Here is a 15341-nt window from a genome sequence, read left to right on the forward strand (position 1 = left end):
TTGAAGCAGATATGCGTATCTGACAAATACCAAGATTAAGCAGACGGTCTCATAGTTTGCAGCTGCATACGGGCGTTTTCTTCCCGCACGGCCTTAGCCAGTTCGATGCTGACAACACGTCTGCCAACCGGCCAGAAGGAGATGCCGGCCAGTTTGAAAGATTGTATGCCGAATGGAATACCAATGATGGTTATGCAGTTGATGATACCGGCAATGATGTAAGAAAAGAACAGCACGATACCGAAGGTGCATGCCCAAAGAACATTAAATATAAAGCCTATCGTTCCGGTGGTGGCAGTGGTGGCCGTTACGCCCTTGCGGTCTAACTCCCTGACATGGACGACATCTTTACCGAATGGAAATGCAGACATTTTAGCCATTTCAATCGCTGCACGGGTCAGCGGTAAGCCAATAATAGAAATAGCGAAGACTGCTGCACCCAAAAGCCATATCAAGGCAAGAACTGCACCGCCGAAAACAAACCAAATAACATTTCCTGCAAACCGCATATTTATATCCATTATTATGAGTGAAATTATATAATAAAATTATTCATCTAAAGGTTCAAACTTTCTTTTTGCATGTCCAATTTATTGGGGTGTTAATCTTTGATGTACGATAAAATTACTTTGCCCGTTAAATCCACGCTTCGTCGCCGGTGAAACTCACAGTAATCCAGCGTTGCGGTCCTGCGCCGCCGATTTCCTCGCCGATCTCTTCGCGGATTGCATCCAGTGTTGCGATCGAAGTTATCGGGAAGTTAGCGGGCAGAACGATGTGAATTTCAATGAAACGTGCGCGACCGATTTTGGCTGCATAGCTGGCATATTTTTTGAAGCCATGTTTGGCCTTCATTCTATCCATGATCTTGCGCACCCGCAGATCCATGCGTTCCGGTGTGACCAGCAAAATTTCGCGAAATGCACCCAGAACTGTTTTGAGCGGCACAAAGATAAGGCCTGCCGACAGAAACAGCAAAATGGCGGGGTCTGTATAGACCGTCCATGGCTCAAAAGCTGTACCCTGTAACAGCCATGCCAGACTGAAGGCGATCAGAAGAGCCATCGTAATCAAAGCGGTCATCAGCCAGCTTTGCGTATCAAGCGTGATAAAGTTCGATTTGAGCCGTTTATTGATCTTGTGCTGATAGGCCATCATGACAAAACAGATGATACAGACAATCACGGCGTAGAGAATTGCCCAGTCAAAATTCAGCTCTGTGCCGCCTTGCAGCAAGGTGCTGACGGCGTTGATGAAAGCATAGAGACAGAACAATATCAGCACGATGCCGTTAAAAGCGAGAACGAGTGGTTCAATATGCCAGAAACCATGCTGGAAGCGGCGTGTTCCTTCGCTGGTCAGGAGTCGCGCGACAAAAAGGGCAAGTATCGACATGACAGCATCGGTTGAGGAGAACATGCCGTCAAAAATGACTGCGCTGGAACCGGAGAGTATGCCGAAGACTATTCCGAAGAGGCCGATAAAGATTGTGACAAATATTGATCTTCGTAAAATCAGTTGTTCAAAACGTGCGAGACGTTGCATTTTAAAGGGTCTGCCTTTGTAGAAAGAACAACCATCTGTGAAACCGGAAGGCACAAGTAATTTATGCCGTGAAAACGGTTTAGCTGGCTGCTTTTTTGTTTTTAGCACTTTTTCTGCGCTGATCCGGACAGATATTGTCTTATTACTGCTGTGCGTAATTTCGGATCGGGATGTTAAGCTGCGCATTTATGCATAGGCACTCTATATATTATTATTATGAAAATTAAAAGAGATGCCGCTTTTTGACCGTTTGGCACGTCAGTTTCGGATGGTTATCTGATTCGAATTGCCAGTTTTTCCTCATCTGTATTTGCAAATGATTTGCAGTTAAACCATATGTAAGTCTATGAATTTGCTGATTTATTAAAAATACAGCGCTGAGTGAAAACCAGTTGCAACTGGACGGCAGAAATTAGCGAAAAATGTCAGGTCTGGTACTTTAGAGATTTGGAATTGGCACATTTTGCGCTAAGGGTAATTACATCTCAGCGAGTGCTGAATTGAATTTATTTCGATGAGGGCGGCTTTGGATGACTGTTAAGCAGTCTCTGCATAAGCTGCCGAATTTTATAAACTGCAAAATTGTAAATCTCCGGCTGTCCCGTCGTTTTTCAATAAAACGGCGCAATAACATGTTCGGAGAGATAAAAGGTTTGGGTATGGATGCTAATCTGAGAATTCGGCGACTGGCTACATGGACAATTCCGGTATCCATCGGCGTGATGGCGCTTAAATATCTGGCCTATCTGCTTACCGGTTCTGTTGCGCTTTATTCCGATGCGCTGGAATCGATTGTCAATGTCATCGCTGCTGTCGGTGCATGGTGGGCAATTACAGTCAGTATTATGCCGGCAGATGGTAATCACCCTTACGGGCACCATAAAGCGGAATATCTTTCTGCTGTGGTTGAAGGTGTACTGATTGTTGTTGCGGCACTGCTGATTGTGCGTGAGGCATGGAGCGCTCTGGAAACACCGCGCACGCTGGATGAACCATGGCTTGGGTTGGGCATCAACCTGATTGCAGGCGTGATTAATATGCTCTGGGCAGGGCTGCTGATCCGTGTGGGACGCGCTGCCAAATCACCGGCTTTGCTGGCTGATGGCAAACATATTATGACGGATGTGGTGACTTCCGCAGGCGTGCTGGTCGGTCTGGTTGCAGCAATTATCACCGGCTGGTCAATTCTTGATCCGATTTTGGCGATTGTTGTGGCGCTAAATATTCTCTGGCAGGGCTGGCATGTTATCAATGCCTCCGTGCAGGGGCTGATGGATGTGGGTGTTGAACCTGTTGAGGAAATGCAGATCCGCGATATTATTTCCACCAATGCGGAAGGGGCACTTGAGGTACATGACCTTAAAACCCGCATTGCCGGACGTGTGACTTTTATCGAATTTCATCTGGTTGTCGCAGCCGATATGACAGTCGGTGAATCGCATATTATCTGCGACCGCATCGAAGATGCGCTGCATGAGAAAATTGATAATTCACGGGTTGTGATTCATGTTGAGCCTGAGGATGAGGCAAAGCTTCCACCGGGAACTGCAGCCGTTCCTTTTGCATGATGGAAATTTAATGCATTGATTTTTCATAATAAAAACGCTGTCCTGTCATCGTGCGGGGCAGCGTTTTTATTTTTCTCTGAATAGGCCTGTAATTTTATTTCGTTTGCGGGGAAGTCTCTTGCAACTTGTTATCAAGGCGTATAGCATTTGTCCCATGAACAACGCGCATCATCATACCAGCTCTTTTGTGAGCTTCGGAGCAGATCAGGGCTTTGCAGCCGCTGAGTCTTGCGCGCGTCCACTCTCGCTTCTACTTCTACTCGGCCTTAGCGGCGATCGCCGGGCTCGTTGATTGGAGCGTCCGGCGGTCGTACAGAGCCGTCAGACTCATGCTCCGGTCAAAGAAACCGTTTCGATTGTGCACGATATTTCTGCATCTTCATTCTATAATTGAGCAGACAGGGCGTGTTTAAGGCGGCTGTATATTGCAGTTGCTGTGGCTGATGAGACTTTAAAATGACCAATATTATTTCCGCTTCCAAATCCCCTCGCAAAGGCATGCCGATTGCGGCTGAAAAATACACGCCGTTCAGAACCACTGTTTTGCAGGATCGCCAGTGGCCTTCAAAAATGATCGAAAAGGCACCGATCTGGTGTTCGGTTGATCTGCGTGACGGTAATCAGGCGCTGATTGACCCGATGGGTCATGACCGCAAGGCACGTATGTTCCAGTTGCTGATGGATATGGGCTTTCCGGAAATTGAAATCGGCTTTCCGTCCGCTTCCCAGACTGATTTTGACTTCTGTCGCTGGGCGATTGAAGAAGGCAATGTGCCGGATGATGTGGATTTGCAGGTGCTGGTGCAGTGCCGTCCGGAATTGATTACCCGCACATTTGAAGCGCTGGAAGGCGCTAAGACCCCGATTATCCATTTCTACAATTCTACCAGTGAGTTGCAGCGCCGCGTTGTGTTCGGCAAGGATGTTGCCGGTATCAAGCAGATTGCCACCGATGCCGCCAAGATGATTATGGATATGGCTGCCAAAGCAGGCGGCGGCTATCGTTTCCAATATTCACCGGAAAGCTTTACCGGCACCGAGCTGGAAGTGGCTTTGGAAATCTGTAATGCGGTGACGGAAATCGTTAAACCGACTGCTGAAAACAAGCTGATCCTCAATCTGCCGTCCACGGTGGAAATGAATACGCCGAATGTCTATGCCGATCAGATCGAATGGATGTGCCGTAATCTGGATAATCGTGAAAATCTGATTATCTCTCTGCATCCGCATAATGACCGCGGTACAGGTATTGCCGCAACCGAACTGGGGCTGATGGCCGGTGCCGACCGCGTGGAAGGCACATTGTTCGGCAATGGCGAGCGCACCGGTAACGTAGATGTGGTGACACTGGCACTGAACATGTTCACGCAGGGTATTGATCCTGAACTGGATTGCTCGGACATCAACCGCATGAAGGAAGTGTACGAATATTCCAATCAGCTGGTTATTCCTGAGCGTCATCCATATGTCGGTGAGCTGGTTTATACGGCGTTTTCCGGCTCGCATCAGGATGCGATCAACAAGGGTATGAAAGCCAAGAAAGGCGCGAATACGCCGGTTTGGGAAGTGCCTTATCTGCCGATTGACCCGCAGGATGTCGGCCGTTCCTATGAAGCGATTATCCGTATCAATTCCCAGTCAGGTAAAGGCGGTATCGCTTATATCCTGCAGCAGGATTACGGTCTGAATATTCCGCGCAAGATGCAGGTGGAATTCCGTGAAATCATTCAGCAGATTACGGATGATGAAGGTAAAGAACTGCAGGCACCGCGTATTTATGAAGAGTTCAAGAAAGCCTATGTGAGCCAGCCTGGCTCGCGTCTGGAATTTGTTGATCACCACACTTTTGCGGATCCGGACAATAAAGCTGTCCGTATTATGCAGGCCGAGATCATTGATAATGGTGTGACAAAAACCATTGAAGGACGCGGCACCGGTCCCGTGGACGGCTTTATTGATGCGCTGTCAAAACATATCGGCATTGATATTTCCGTTGCCGATTATTCGGAACATTCGTTGCAGCGCGGTTCGGATGCATCGGCGATCAGCTATGTGGAACTGTCGCATCCGCAGGGTTCTGTGTTCGGTGTCGGGGTCAACCATAATATTGTGACGTCATCGCTTGCTGCGATTGTTTCTGCCGCAAACCGTCTGATTAAATAAGATCACTCTGAGTGATACTAAAAAGGCCTGAAACTATACGGTTTCAGGCCTTTTTGTTATAATGCCGGTCTAAAGTCATAAAATCGCCATGCATGAGATTGCCTGTAAAATGCAGCAAGATAAAAGGCGGCGGTATGAATAAAAGCGAAGATGATTTCACGATATATCCGCCTGCATCTGTGCCGGAAGCACATTTATCCGGCGAAGACCGGCTGAAAGCTGCAATCCGGCAGGCGAAAACTGCACAGGCCGACCGTCTCGACAGTATTACCGATATCAGAGAGACGGATATTGCCCGTCTGGAATTGCTGTTGCAGGATTTGCAGCCGGTTTTTGATGCGGTGCCGGCAACGGATGAGCAGTGGGATTTCTGCCTGAATAAAGGTATGCAACCGCGTTTGTGGCTGGATGCCAGCGCCTTTGTGATGATTGCCCGCGACCGGCGCAGCTATCGTTTTGTCCGTGATACCCGTCTGGGGCGGATTATTCTGGCTGATAATAAAGATATCAAGGTCATTTCAGAAGCTGTGACGCGCTATATTGCCTCGCGGATTCTTGAGCGCGAGCGGCTGATGGATGACTGGACTTCTGATGTCCCTGTTGCAGCGCAGCAGTTTGCTGTCGCTGAAAATTCCACAGAACAGAGTAGCAGCGCAGAAATTTCGGAAAATCCGGCGCTGATTAAACTATTATGGTTTGCAGGCGGTGCTTTGCTCGGCTGTCTGGTGCTGATTTTAGCGCTGCACTATTATGGCATCACTCTGCCGATGCTGCCGGAATTGTTGCCGCGCTGATTTGCGGTGCAGCTTTGCCAAGCATTAATGTGCGTTCACCAATCAGCTGCACTTCAGTATTTTCACCGGTAAAACCATATTGCTGCCAGTGACATTGCCAGCTTTGCGGCTGATCAAGTGCTTCAATAGAAAACAGATTATAGCGCGCCGGTGGTTTTCGTCCTTCATGACCGATCGGATAAGGCGCCTGGCTGGCCGATGGCACGCAGATTACCGGCACAGCGCCATGCGGAGACGCAATTTCATTATAGGTTGCCAGATGGGTATGGCCGTGCAGCACCAGTTCGGCACCGGCTTCACGGATGACTTTCTGAAAACGGCCAATGCCGAACAACCGCTTATAGGCCGGTGTTGCATTGCGGATCGGCGGGTGATGAATCAGGATAACGCGGCACAGACCTTGCTCGCCGGTTTCAATCAGCATTTTTTTCAGCCGCGCTGCCTGTGCAGGCAAAAAATCACCGCTGGCCATGAACGGACCGGTTGCACGCGCCGAGCTGACGCCAATAATCGCCACACCGTCACGCACACGTAAATAGGGAAATTGCGGACGTTTTTCACGATTGTCGATGCCATCGCCGCGCATCCACGGTTCCCATTTGCAGCAGGATTTATCCAGCGCACCCGGAACATAGGCATCGTGATTGCCCGGCACGAAAGAAACGTCTTCCTGTGACCCTAGCTGTTTAAGCCATTCAAAGCCATTATCAATTTCAAGATTAAGCGCGAGATTTACCAGATCACCGGTGACGGCAATATGATCCGGCTTGTGGCTTTGCAGATCTTTAATCAGCCCTTCCAGCACCCAGTCATGCATGGCACCTTTACGGTGACGCTTCCAGTTAATATAGCCGGTGATGCGTTTGGAGGCCAATTCGCGCAAGCGAACCTGCGGCAGCGGCGACAGATGAATGTCTGAAATATGGGCAAGTCTGAACATTGGCGAAGATTTAGCTTTCAACTGCGCATAGTCAATGAAAAACATACATATAAGAGTTTGGCGTGTAAAAACGCATGCGGGCTAATAGTTTTGTCAATTGACTGGATCGTAAGCCGTACTCTTTATATTTAGTATCTCCGACCATTGCAGAAAAGCCGATTTATGAATTTTAAAAGCTGGTTCTTTCATACGTATTTTTTGTTCCGCCGTCCTATGACGCTGGGGGTGAGGGCTGTCGTGCTCGGAGACGAAGGAAAGAGTGTGTTTCTGGTACGCCATACCTATGTCAAAGGCTGGCATTTGCCGGGCGGCGGTGTGGAACGTGGAGAAACATTTGGACAGGCTCTGATTAAAGAGCTGCGTGAAGAGGCCTGTATTGAGCTGACTGCTACGCCGGAACTTTTCGCTTTGTATAAAAATACCAAAGCTTCCAACCGCGATCATGTGGCGCTGTATATATGCCGGTCTTTTGAACAGAGCGGAACGCGCTCACCCGATTGGGAAATTGCCGAAGCCGGATTTTTTCCGCTCAGTGACTTGCCTGACGGCGTAACAGAGGCCACGATGCGTCGTTTGAAAGAGATCACAACCCATGCGGAGCCCGATGCGTTGTGGTGATTTGAGCTTGAGAAAACGGAGATACCACCATGCCGGTTTATGTGTTGGACGGCCATAATCCACAATTCGACCATCGTGCCAGTAACTGGCTGGCACCGGATGCGACGTTGATCGGCAAAGTGCGTGTCGGTGAAAATGCGGGGATCTGGTTCGGCGTTGTCGCCCGAGGCGATAATGAGTTGATTCATATCGGTAAGGATACGAATGTGCAGGAACATTGTGTTTTGCACACCGATATCGGTTTTCCGCTGACCATTGGTGAGGGCTGCACAATCGGCCATCGGGCAATGCTGCATGGCTGCACGATTGGTGAGAACAGTCTGGTCGGAATCGGCGCAATCATTCTTAATGGTGCAAAAATCGGCAAAAACTCACTGGTCGGCGCCGGTGCTCTGGTCACCGAGGGAAAAGAGTTTCCGGATAATTCGCTGATTGTCGGCTCACCGGCGCGGGTATTGCGGGAACTGACCACAGAGCAAATTGAGAAACTGCGTGATTCCGCACAAAATTACGTTGCCAATGGTAAGCGTTATCAGCGCGGTCTGGAAATCGCGCCTTAATTGCTCTACGGCATAATTTCTTAAGCTTGAATCAGTTTAAGGTAAAATTATGCTGTAAATATAAAGTGTTAGAGCGAGTTTTGTGCGATCAAGAGGGCGCACGGCGCTCTAATTTCCCAGCGCTGATGTTGCAATACCGCTCATCAGCATTTCCGGTGCGTGACGAATGTCTACCCACTGGCCGCTGTGACGGGCGGACTGACGCTTGAGATAGGTGTAGTCCGTCTGGCTCCAGTTTTTGACGCTGTCTTCAAGATTATCCAGAATGAAATCACCGCGGTCTGTGCGTACTGTCAGTACGGCATGGCCTTCGCCATTGCTCTGACGGACAACAGTAATCAGCAATGTATTCACCGGAAAACCGGCATTAATCAGCATGCGGCGCTTGAGCAGCACATAGTCTTCACAATCGCCATATTGTGTCGGGTAAGACCAGACTTCTTCCTTGCCCCAGATTTCCATATCGGTGCGTGGCAGAATTGCAGTGTTTACCTGTGCATTGACCTGAACGATCTTGTTCCACAGAGCCTGTGTGAGCTGCAACGGGGCTTCTGAACGGCTGGTTTGGCTGCATTCTTTTTTATACTGTTTGCAGAAGTCGTAATGACCGACCGGCTGGGTTGTGCGGCCTTCCGTCTGCATCCATGGCTGAGCAGCCTGACTTGTCGTCGTACCGCCGAACACTGTTCCTAAAACTGTCATTGTAAGCAGCAGAGTTGCGGCAGCCAGCTTATTCTTTGCTGTTGTGCTGCGGGCACTCTTTTTATGTGCTGTCTTTTTATACATTGTGACGCTCCTTGTTGAGAGCACCATGGCAGCGAGACATTGACACTATCCAAAGGGATATGAATAAGACAAAGTAAACGCAGAAGTGAAAATTCGTAAACCTTAACTGCCTGTAAAATCAGTGTTTTAACGAAAATTAGGACTTACTATACGCAAAATTCACGCAGGTTTCGGTTGTGTGAAAGCTTGAGGTTAACAGAGCGTTGTGCAGTTAACAGCGGGTTGAAATCCGCCGGATGTCCACAGCCTCTGGTTAATATGCGGTGTAAGACGTGCCGTGTGCGATAAGCTTATATTTACCTAGCCGTTTTGTTCTTTTACGAATTTGTAAAAATGAATTTCAGCGTTTGATAACTATAAAATATGAATGCGTGGCTTTTTACACAGGCTTGCCCTGAAAATGGTGATGCCTCGCCCTTAATGCACGGCAGCAAAGATCACTCAGAATCATAGATACAAGGGAAAAGGGGGCTTTAGTACCGGATCGTTTACGCGGGCCGGTTGATAAAATCTGCGCGCGCCACAGCATTCACCCGATGTCCGGATGAATATAATAGGGCAGGATTAAATGCGGGATGCTTTAGTCTTTTGGCAGGTCGGTTTGCAGAACCAGAAACTCAATGCCGATGCCATCTTCAAAATGGCGCATGACTTTCGCCTGACTGTTGCCAAGTGTTACAATGCTGCGCAATGGTGGTCGCAGATTGGTGGCGACGGCTGCGCCGGACAGTGACAGATCAAGAATTTTACAGGCATGTTCCGAACCGTCATCAAGGATCAGGATCGCTTCGGTACGCGTAGGTGTATGACGGGCATGACGTCTTTGCTCTGACTGCTGACTGGTGTTTTTGCTCAGCCAGTTGATTTTTGCAGCCAGTTTATTTTTCTGATGCACAGTCTGGATCAGCTGCAGCGTGAAATCATCCCGCTGAACACTGATGACAGTGCCTTCGATCCGTCCGACATTGTCTACATAAGCAATAATATGATCGTCCGCACGGATGATGATTTCATCATCGCTCAGAGTGAGGTCGGCATTATTGGTGGAGATACGCCATAATTTGCAGGCATATTCACTGCCGTCAGCGCGCATGAAGCGGCCGTCCAGAGGTGATTTCAGGGTTAGTCTTACGGCAGAATCCGGTTGCTCCGCAGTCTTTGCAGGCGATGTGAATGAGGCGTGCGAAGATGGAGGTGTTTCTGCCGACATATGATTCAAAGGTGCCTTTGAGCGATTCTAAAAATATGAAAGCCGGTGTTTCCCCTTCACCGGCGATAATACGATACGATAAAATTTAACAGTACGCTACTAAAAGCTTAATTTTGTAGCGTTTTTACTTCACCATTCTATGGGGATAACAAATTTTACATCAGTACTGCCGGTTATACTGACGTCACAAATCAGGATTTGTCTTTGCCGCCGGTTATCAGCTTGAGATGTGCTGCCTTGGGTGCCTGATAGGCAGATTCGGTTTCCGGTGCCGCTGTATGAATACTTTTAATGAGATCAGCAACCGTCAGAGGAGCAGGTGCGCCGGTTATTGCCGGTGCGGGGCGGGCAGAATGCGGAACAATTTGTTCCGTTGCCCGCGAAGCCGGCATCAAAGCTTCGATCTGGGGAAGTAAGGCTCTGGCAAAAGCCGTATCTGCTACACCGATACCGTCAATTCTGATGCTTTCATCAAGAAGAGGGGCAGTGCCCGCTGATGCGGTTTTCGCAATCGGCATATTATCTGCATTCGGCAGAAGTTCGTGATGGCGATCGAGCAAGACCTGAAGAACAGACTTCATACCTTTCGCCGCATTCAGATTATCATCCTGAACCGGTAGCGCAGCATTATTGTCCGAGAGACCCATGCGGTTACTGATGAGCGGTTCACTGCCAAGCCAAAGCGGCTGATCCAGCGCAACCATGCTGCCGATCCATGCAAGGGAACCGTCTGCCTCATGCAACGGCATTAATAATGTTTCGAAATGGCAGTTTTTTTCGTTCAGCGTCTGGCCGGTATGTTCCAGCCGCAGCGGGCGGTAATCCAGACCGGAGAGATGCAGCTGTTCAGCAAGCCATGAACGGACATCATCATGCCAGAGAGATAAAAAGCGGGTATTGCGCAATTCTCTGCCATAAATTGTGCAGAGGCGGGTACCGGCCAGCCGGAACTGCCATTGCTTTGCCTGCGGAATATCTGCGGTCTCAGGCTGCTCTGTCGCGCCGCTGATTTCAGCGTCACTACGCAGAATGAAGATATTCGGTAGCTTGCCACCCAGCGCACGCGGGCTGATGTCACGACGATCCGGCGCTGCGCGGGTTCCGCGCAACCTGTCCCAATATGTGAGCAGATCTGCCGTCCAATCATGTTTCATGATATGGCGCTGTCCTCGTATCTTCCTGCGACCGGATGTTTTCTGCTTTTGCAGCGGAATACCGGCTGTGTGTAACATGTTGAGCGCGCATGTCTTTCAGATTGAAACACTGCTTTCGCGAAACATATTTTAATTTTCAAAGCCCGATAAAAATTCCCAGCCGGAGCTGAGATTGACGGGTTTTTGAATATGTTTGATGGCGATAATATGCGCACAGGAACGTAAACAAGCCATGATTGAGCGCCGAACATCCACGAACAATAAAATTTATGGTTAACGCTTTGCTTCGATTGCATTAATCAATTAAGTATGTTTAGATACTTTTACGCAAAAGTTGCAGGCGTTTTATTGGGAAGCTGCCAATTGCATCTTATGCTTGAACTCCAGAATTTATGTCCGGACGATATTGTCCGTTCGCCGCCTGTTTAACAGGCGGTTTTTTCTTATCTGGACAAGGTTTTCAAGAATTTCACCGGAATGTTTCAGGTTTGCCTCACGCCTGCATATAAATGTGCGATGTAAAATGCCGCGACAAAACCGCTTTCCACTTTTACCGGAAGTGCTCTATGTTCCTGTTTGAGCGATAAATTCCGCAGACAGACCTTGTCGCATTGTGTTCTGACAGCACTCTGCCGATAAATTTGTAAATCATGATGAGGATAATATGCAGCAGCCGGTCAATGAAACCCGGACAGAGGATGACCGCGGACAAGGCGGTTCTCAGCCGGTCTTTAATATGCCGCCGGTTGTTGTGGCATTAATCGGTCTCTGTGCCGCTGTATATATTGTGCAGTTCTATCTGCTGAGCGATCCGCAATATATCTGGTTCCTGCTGAATTTTGCTTTTATCCCGCAGCGCTTCAGTGCGTGGGGCGGCTTTACCGATATTACAGCATGGTTCACTGCGATCAGCTATTCCTTCATGCATGGCGGATTTGCTCATCTGGCGGTGAACAGCGTGTGGTTTGCCGCTTTTGGTTCGCCATTGGCCGGTCGTATCGGGACACGTAAATTTCTGTTGTTCTGGATACTTACATCCATTCTGGCGGCATTCACCCATTATGCGCTTTATCCGGACAGTAATATTCCGCTCGTCGGTGCTTCCGGTGCGATATCCGGCATGATGGGGGCTGCGGCGCGTTTCGGTTTCCGCCGTGTTACTTATTATACAGGGACGGGGCGGCAGGTACCTGCTTTCGGCGGGCCGCTATTGTCGGTGGCCGAAACTTTGCAAAACCGCACCGTTCTGACATTTGTCGGTTTCTGGCTGCTCATCAATGTGATTACAGGACTTTATGCAACGCCTGCCGGTGAATTGTCAGGCATTGCGTGGGAGGCACATATCGGCGGTTTTATTGCAGGATTCTTCGGCATAGCTTTGTTGCTGCGCGGACGCTCCTGAAACTGCTTTGTTTTATCGCCTTCCGCGATTCTGTGTTAGACTGAATCAACGGTCACCAGTACGCATGCTGCTCTTCCGTTCTTGTAACATTATGCAGTATTTTGTGTGCCGGTCAGCCGCCTGATGCCATAATCCTCTCTGTTTTCAGGAGGAAAATGTGATGTGTTTCATTATCGGGAGGAAATAATGACTGTACGCGCAATTCTGGAGCAGAAGGGCAGTGATGTTTTCACTGTCAGGTCAGATGCGAATCTGGAAACAGCAGCAAAACAACTCTCAGAGCACCGGATCGGTGCTTTGCTGGTTGATGACGGCAAGGGCCGATATACAGGGATTCTTTCCGAGCGGGATATTGTGCGCGCCTGCGCTAATCACGGAATACAGGCCTTGCAGCTGCCGGTTTCAAAAGCAATGACGACAAAAGTGCTGCATTGCAGCCCGCAGGACAATGTTCATTATGTCATGGAAATGATGACACGGCATCGTTTCCGCCATGTACCGGTGGTGAATGAAGCCGGTGATCTCGTCGGTATTATTTCGATTGGTGACGTTGTGAAGCGTCGTATTGAACAGGCCGAACAGGAGACGGCCGAGATGATTCAATATATCGCCACTGCCTGAGTGCCGAATTTTACTGAAGCATGTCGCAGCTAAATGGCCTCATTTAGCGTTCGCGAACATGCGACAATTAAAAGAATCTAGAGCGAGTGCCATGAATACTATTAATCGCGACACGCTCTAGAAAAGCCCTGCATTGAGTGATTCAGGAGAATGTCACGGTTAAAAGCGGCACTCCGCGAATCCCCGATACAGGGCTTTGTTGTTCAAACTTGTTATTTGCTCAGGAAACGCTGGGCAGCATAAAGTGAAATTGCAGCGGCGTTCGAGACATTGAGCGATTTAATTGCGCCCGGCATATCAAGCCGTGCCAATGCGGTAACTGTTTCGCGGGTTTTCTGGCGAAGACCTTTACCTTCCGCGCCAAGCACGAGAGCAATCTTGTCGCCCTTGAGCGTGTGTTCCATTTCCTGAGGGCCTTCAGAATCAAGGCCGATAGTCATGTAACCCAGCTCATGCAGCTCCTGAATCGCTTCAGCAAGATTGCGCACTTCGATCTGGTCGATCATTTCCAGGGCGCCGGATGCTGATTTGGCCAGAACGCCTGATTCCTGCGGGCTGTGACGGGATGTTGTAATCAAAGCATCTGCACCGAAAGCCACAGCCGAGCGCAAAATAGCGCCGACATTGTGCGGATCAGTAACCTGATCCAGAATCAAAAGCAGGCTGCCTTCTTTCAGATCCTGCAATTTACGCGGTTTAAGCGCTGCAGTTTCAATAAGAACACCCTGATGAACAGCGTCGGAGCCGGTCAGCGCATCAATATCGCGCGGCTCAACCATTTCAGGAGCGAGACGGGCGATTGTTGCTTCATCCAGCTCCAGACGGGCGAGGGCGTTTTTAGTGACCATCATACGGAAAATTTTGCGACGCGGATTTTCCAGCGCGGCTTTTACCGTATGCAGGCCATAAAGACGGGTGATTCCGTCGCCCGCAGGCGTGCCTTTTACAGGTTTACGCTTAGGGAACCGGTTATTTTGCGAATTTTGTTCGCTGCCGCCGGATTTTTGATCACGAAACTGGCGCCGCAGACGCGCATAATGCGAATCTTTTGGTGTGCCGGAGGAGGAGCCGGATGAGTCCGGTGACGATTTTTTATCTTTCATGAGCGCTCTATACCGATTTTCCTGTCTTCAAGGTAGCATCTTTCCTTATTCACAGGCAGGAAAGTTTCATGATGCGAAAAAACTACCCCTGAAAAGCCCTATATTGTGGATGATTGATAAGCCTGTGAAAATTTTGTGCATTTTTTTCAAAAAGAGCTGTTGACTTATCAGGGTGTTATCGGCATAACCCGCCTCGTTCACAGCGACAAACGAGCCAAGCGCTACGGGGTCACAGTGAACGGAATGCCTAGTCGCTCAACTCTGCTTGCAGTGAGTTTCTGGAGGAGTGCCCGAGTGGTTAAAGGGGGCGGACTGTAAATCCGCTGGCTTAGCCTACGTTGGTTCGAAACCAACCTCCTCCACCACTGCCAGAGCAGGAGTTTAGAGTGCGCGGGTATAGCTCAATGGTAGAGCAGCAGCCTTCCAAGCTGAATACGCGGGTTCGATTCCCGCTACCCGCTCCAGATTTATTTCAGGGCGGTTTGGCGTGAGTAACTTGGCGGGCTTTGAATAAAGCTTAAGCCGGAAGCGAGTTGATAGAGTTCCGATCCGGTAGCGGGGCGGGGCTTTAGTTCTACTATATAATATCCTTGACTGTCAGGTCGTAGGGTAAGTTATATGGCAATTAAAATTGTTGCAGCGCATTAAATTAAGCGTTGTGGTGAAAGAGAGCGACAGCGATGGCAAAGAGCAAATTTGAACGTACCAAACCGCACGTCAATATCGGCACAATCGGTCACGTTGACCATGGTAAGACCTCGTTGACAGCTGCAATCACCAAGTTCTTTGGTGACTTCCGCGCTTACGACCAGATCGATAACGCACCGGAAGAAAAAGCCCGCGGTATCACCATTTCGACCTCGCACGTTGAATATGA

At 49.2% G+C, this 15341-nt stretch carries 15 protein-coding genes and 2 tRNA genes; 10 read left to right on the forward strand and 7 right to left on the reverse strand.

Annotated elements, in window-relative coordinates:
• Window positions 1–35 precede the first annotated feature (35 nt).
• Together BKD14_RS12245 and BKD14_RS12250 are read right to left on the reverse strand one after the other, a co-directional pair.
• Window positions 36–509: a YccF family protein gene (locus tag BKD14_RS12245; RefSeq protein ID WP_075656322.1), complete on the reverse strand. Its 474-nt coding sequence runs from the start codon at window positions 507–509 to the stop codon at window positions 36–38.
• 127 nt (window positions 510–636) lie between these two features.
• Window positions 637–1545, reverse strand: a complete 909-nt coding sequence (locus BKD14_RS12250; RefSeq protein ID WP_075656324.1) for a cation transporter — start codon at window positions 1543–1545, stop codon at window positions 637–639.
• Window positions 1546–2204: 659 nt separating this feature from the next.
• On the opposite strand from BKD14_RS12250, the gene BKD14_RS12255 reads away from it, so the two are divergent.
• The 3 genes from BKD14_RS12255 to BKD14_RS12265 all read left to right on the forward strand — a co-directional run bounded on the left by BKD14_RS12255 (window position 2205) and on the right by BKD14_RS12265 (window position 6070).
• On the forward strand, window positions 2205–3113 hold the full coding sequence (locus tag BKD14_RS12255) for a cation diffusion facilitator family transporter (RefSeq protein ID WP_028233639.1): 909 nt from the start codon (window positions 2205–2207) through the stop codon (window positions 3111–3113).
• 456 nt (window positions 3114–3569) lie between these two features.
• Window positions 3570–5276, forward strand: coding sequence for a 2-isopropylmalate synthase (gene leuA, locus BKD14_RS12260; RefSeq protein WP_075656326.1), 1707 nt, complete (start codon window positions 3570–3572; stop codon window positions 5274–5276).
• 134 nt (window positions 5277–5410) lie between these two features.
• Window positions 5411–6070, forward strand: a complete 660-nt coding sequence (locus BKD14_RS12265; RefSeq protein ID WP_083647079.1) for a hypothetical protein — start codon at window positions 5411–5413, stop codon at window positions 6068–6070.
• Here the strand turns inward: BKD14_RS12265 and BKD14_RS12270 are convergent.
• Window positions 6033–7010: a metallophosphoesterase gene (locus BKD14_RS12270; RefSeq protein WP_075656441.1), complete on the reverse strand. Its 978-nt coding sequence runs from the start codon at window positions 7008–7010 to the stop codon at window positions 6033–6035. The two genes, BKD14_RS12265 and BKD14_RS12270, sit on opposite strands and share 38 nt — an antisense overlap.
• Before the next feature lie 162 nt (window positions 7011–7172).
• Between BKD14_RS12270 and BKD14_RS12275 the strand changes: the two genes are divergently transcribed.
• Together BKD14_RS12275 and BKD14_RS12280 are read left to right on the forward strand one after the other, a co-directional pair.
• Complete coding sequence (locus BKD14_RS12275) at window positions 7173–7628, forward strand: NUDIX domain-containing protein (RefSeq protein ID WP_075656328.1); 456 nt, start codon at window positions 7173–7175, stop codon at window positions 7626–7628.
• A gap of 29 nt (window positions 7629–7657) precedes the next feature.
• Entirely contained in the window at window positions 7658–8188 is a 531-nt protein-coding gene (locus BKD14_RS12280; protein WP_075656330.1) for a gamma carbonic anhydrase family protein, read from the forward strand.
• 108 nt (window positions 8189–8296) lie between these two features.
• On the opposite strand, the gene BKD14_RS12285 is transcribed toward BKD14_RS12280, so the two are convergent.
• The 3 genes from BKD14_RS12285 to BKD14_RS12295 all read right to left on the reverse strand — a co-directional run bounded on the left by BKD14_RS12285 (window position 8297) and on the right by BKD14_RS12295 (window position 11338).
• The gene (locus tag BKD14_RS12285; protein ID WP_075656443.1) at window positions 8297–8890 is read right to left on the reverse strand and encodes a transglutaminase-like cysteine peptidase; all 594 of its coding nucleotides are present in this window, start codon (window positions 8888–8890) and stop codon (window positions 8297–8299) included.
• 664 nt (window positions 8891–9554) lie between these two features.
• On the reverse strand, window positions 9555–10184 hold the full coding sequence (locus tag BKD14_RS12290) for a PilZ domain-containing protein (RefSeq protein WP_075656332.1): 630 nt from the start codon (window positions 10182–10184) through the stop codon (window positions 9555–9557).
• 191 nt (window positions 10185–10375) lie between these two features.
• Window positions 10376–11338 (reverse strand): PAS domain-containing protein, encoded by a 963-nt coding sequence (locus BKD14_RS12295; RefSeq protein ID WP_075656334.1) that lies wholly within the window; start codon window positions 11336–11338, stop codon window positions 10376–10378.
• 664 nt (window positions 11339–12002) lie between these two features.
• Between BKD14_RS12295 and BKD14_RS12300 the strand changes: the two genes are divergently transcribed.
• Both BKD14_RS12300 and BKD14_RS12305 read left to right on the forward strand, forming a co-directional pair.
• On the forward strand, window positions 12003–12740 hold the full coding sequence (locus tag BKD14_RS12300) for a rhomboid family intramembrane serine protease (RefSeq protein ID WP_075656336.1): 738 nt from the start codon (window positions 12003–12005) through the stop codon (window positions 12738–12740).
• A gap of 186 nt (window positions 12741–12926) precedes the next feature.
• Window positions 12927–13361 (forward strand): CBS domain-containing protein, encoded by a 435-nt coding sequence (locus tag BKD14_RS12305; RefSeq protein ID WP_022710935.1) that lies wholly within the window; start codon window positions 12927–12929, stop codon window positions 13359–13361.
• A gap of 212 nt (window positions 13362–13573) precedes the next feature.
• On the opposite strand, the gene rlmB is transcribed toward BKD14_RS12305, so the two are convergent.
• A complete protein-coding gene (rlmB, locus tag BKD14_RS12310) occupies window positions 13574–14464 on the reverse strand; it encodes a 23S rRNA (guanosine(2251)-2'-O)-methyltransferase RlmB (protein ID WP_075656338.1) in 891 nt (296 codons plus the stop codon).
• 280 nt (window positions 14465–14744) lie between these two features.
• Between rlmB and BKD14_RS12315 the strand changes: the two genes are divergently transcribed.
• The 3 genes from BKD14_RS12315 to BKD14_RS12325 form a co-directional block, all read left to right on the forward strand.
• Window positions 14745–14829: transfer RNA gene (locus BKD14_RS12315), tRNA-Tyr, on the forward strand.
• 25 nt (window positions 14830–14854) lie between these two features.
• Window positions 14855–14928 (forward strand) — tRNA-Gly (locus BKD14_RS12320).
• A gap of 216 nt (window positions 14929–15144) precedes the next feature.
• Window positions 15145–15341 (forward strand): GTP-binding protein (locus BKD14_RS12325; RefSeq protein WP_075656340.1); only part of this gene is annotated, 197 nt, incomplete at its 3' end.

Origin of the sequence: Pseudochrobactrum sp. B5, from assembly GCF_001939785.1 — a bacterium.
Taxonomy (GTDB): domain Bacteria; phylum Pseudomonadota; class Alphaproteobacteria; order Rhizobiales; family Rhizobiaceae; genus Pseudochrobactrum; species Pseudochrobactrum saccharolyticum.

What these genes read in the sequence shown, in the direction of transcription:
- BKD14_RS12245 (WP_075656322.1), bottom strand. Translation starts at nt 509, where the DNA reads ATGCGGTTTGCAGGAAATGTTATTTGGTTTGTTTTCGGCGGTGCAGTT.
- BKD14_RS12250 (WP_075656324.1), bottom strand. Translation starts at nt 1,545, where the DNA reads ATGCAACGTCTCGCACGTTTTGAACAACTGATTTTACGAAGATCAATA.
- BKD14_RS12255 (WP_028233639.1), top strand. Translation starts at nt 2,205, where the DNA reads ATGGATGCTAATCTGAGAATTCGGCGACTGGCTACATGGACAATTCCG.
- leuA (WP_075656326.1), top strand. Translation starts at nt 3,570, where the DNA reads ATGACCAATATTATTTCCGCTTCCAAATCCCCTCGCAAAGGCATGCCG.
- BKD14_RS12265 (WP_083647079.1), top strand. Translation starts at nt 5,411, where the DNA reads ATGAATAAAAGCGAAGATGATTTCACGATATATCCGCCTGCATCTGTG.
- BKD14_RS12270 (WP_075656441.1), bottom strand. Translation starts at nt 7,010, where the DNA reads ATGTTCAGACTTGCCCATATTTCAGACATTCATCTGTCGCCGCTGCCG.
- BKD14_RS12275 (WP_075656328.1), top strand. Translation starts at nt 7,173, where the DNA reads ATGAATTTTAAAAGCTGGTTCTTTCATACGTATTTTTTGTTCCGCCGT.
- BKD14_RS12280 (WP_075656330.1), top strand. Translation starts at nt 7,658, where the DNA reads ATGCCGGTTTATGTGTTGGACGGCCATAATCCACAATTCGACCATCGT.
- BKD14_RS12285 (WP_075656443.1), bottom strand. Translation starts at nt 8,890, where the DNA reads ATGACAGTTTTAGGAACAGTGTTCGGCGGTACGACGACAAGTCAGGCT.
- BKD14_RS12290 (WP_075656332.1), bottom strand. Translation starts at nt 10,184, where the DNA reads ATGTCGGCAGAAACACCTCCATCTTCGCACGCCTCATTCACATCGCCT.
- BKD14_RS12295 (WP_075656334.1), bottom strand. Translation starts at nt 11,338, where the DNA reads ATGAAACATGATTGGACGGCAGATCTGCTCACATATTGGGACAGGTTG.
- BKD14_RS12300 (WP_075656336.1), top strand. Translation starts at nt 12,003, where the DNA reads ATGCAGCAGCCGGTCAATGAAACCCGGACAGAGGATGACCGCGGACAA.
- BKD14_RS12305 (WP_022710935.1), top strand. Translation starts at nt 12,927, where the DNA reads ATGACTGTACGCGCAATTCTGGAGCAGAAGGGCAGTGATGTTTTCACT.
- rlmB (WP_075656338.1), bottom strand. Translation starts at nt 14,464, where the DNA reads ATGAAAGATAAAAAATCGTCACCGGACTCATCCGGCTCCTCCTCCGGC.